Annotated in this window: 1 protein-coding gene and 1 pseudogene; one reads left to right on the forward strand and one right to left on the reverse strand. The window is 35.1% G+C overall.

Annotated elements, in window-relative coordinates; all coding sequences use genetic code 11:
- Nucleotides 1–775: 775 nt before the first annotated feature.
- Entirely contained in the window at nt 776–991 is a 216-nt protein-coding gene (locus K737_RS11635) for a transposase (RefSeq protein ID WP_407636429.1), read from the reverse strand.
- An 84-nt stretch (nt 992–1,075) separates the two neighbouring features.
- Here K737_RS11635 and K737_RS11315 point away from each other — a divergent pair.
- Nucleotides 1,076–1,222: pseudogene (locus K737_RS11315) on the forward strand (transposase); the annotation flags it as partial.
- Nucleotides 1,223–1,466 lie beyond the last annotated feature (244 nt).

The following is a 1,466-nucleotide window of genomic DNA, read 5'->3' on the forward strand; positions in this document are numbered from 1 at the left end:
ATTCTGATTACAGCTTTATTATTTTTAATATACAAGGCTAGAAAGAAACTGCATGGCTTCAAAATTCCATTATTTCAATTTACATTAGATCTAGAGAAATCTTTTATTAAAACATTAATTATTATTTCAGGAGGGGATTCCAATGCTGTTAAACATTTATTTTGACACTTTCAACACTTATGGGGTTTAACACTTTGTGAATGATGCTATAGCTGGGATTCTCACTCTTTTCATACTTAATTCGGCTTGTCTTAACAAGTTCATGCATCACTTTTGCCCATACCCCCTTAATCCTACATCGTCTATAAAACGAATGTACCGTCAAAATACTGCATTAACACCCTCTTTTTTTTGTATTTGCTTTTATTGCCGCTATCAAGATGATGCTTTATCACTTCTCTCTCTTTTAAATCGCTTGGTTTTCTACACCTCCAGGCCTTTTTTTATTCATGAATACAAATTCTAAGACATCTTGCAGAGAATACATTTCTTAACCTGAAACGCTGAAGAGGAATTGAAACGTGATACGCAAAAAATACTTCTTCATTTCTTTCTTTTATTCAAATTATAGTTAAACATCATAAAAAGAACATAAAAATGAAGCTGGATAGAGTTATAATACTATTTTCCGATACTAAATGCACAAACACGAAGCGGTACATATGCTTTTCACAATTGTATTTTTTAACTCGCACACAAACTCGCACAGCACCGCTTCTAAAGCCCCAAGGGGTTCATAAATCTTGTTCGATAGTATGGTGTTTTTTATATAGAGCTATAATCTTTCAACCGGGTTAAGCTCTGGTGAATATAGAGGAAGATAAAAAATAGTAGTAGTGTAAGAGATTTTTAAAGTCTTGGATTTTTGCCATCTTGCTCCATCCATGATCAACGCAACTTTATTAGCCGGGCACTTCTTTACACGCTCAGACAAAAATACATTCATATGCTCAGCATCGAGATTAGGAAAAATTAGACTAAGAACCTGTATTCATGAATAAAAAAGTGTGATATAAAAGGCTTGAAGGTGTAGAAGATGAATTATCCAAGCGATTTAAAAGAGAGAGAGTGAGATGTGATAAAGCATCATTTTGATAGCGGCAATTACAAAAATAGAAGCAAATACAACAAAAAAGAGAGAGCTAATGCAGTATATTATATAATCAAGAGCGGTTGTCAATGGCGCATGCTACCAAAAGATTTTCCACCATATTCGACGGTACATTCGGATGCATGAACTTGTTAAGACAAGCCGAATTAAGTATGAAAGGAGTAAGAATCCCAGCTATAGCATCATTCACAAAGGGTTAAACCCGCAGGTGCCTCAGAAAAAAGGACGTACGGTGTAGGTTGATAGGCAAGGCAATCTGCTCCATATCACGGTTCATAAGGCCAATACGCATGACACTAGTTGCTGGGTGCAGAGTTTTTTAGGAAGCGTTGTAAAAATATCCTACATTAAAGGA

It is taken from the genome of Holospora undulata HU1 (genome assembly GCF_000388175.3).
Taxonomy (GTDB): Bacteria; Pseudomonadota; Alphaproteobacteria; order Holosporales; family Holosporaceae; genus Holospora; species Holospora undulata_A.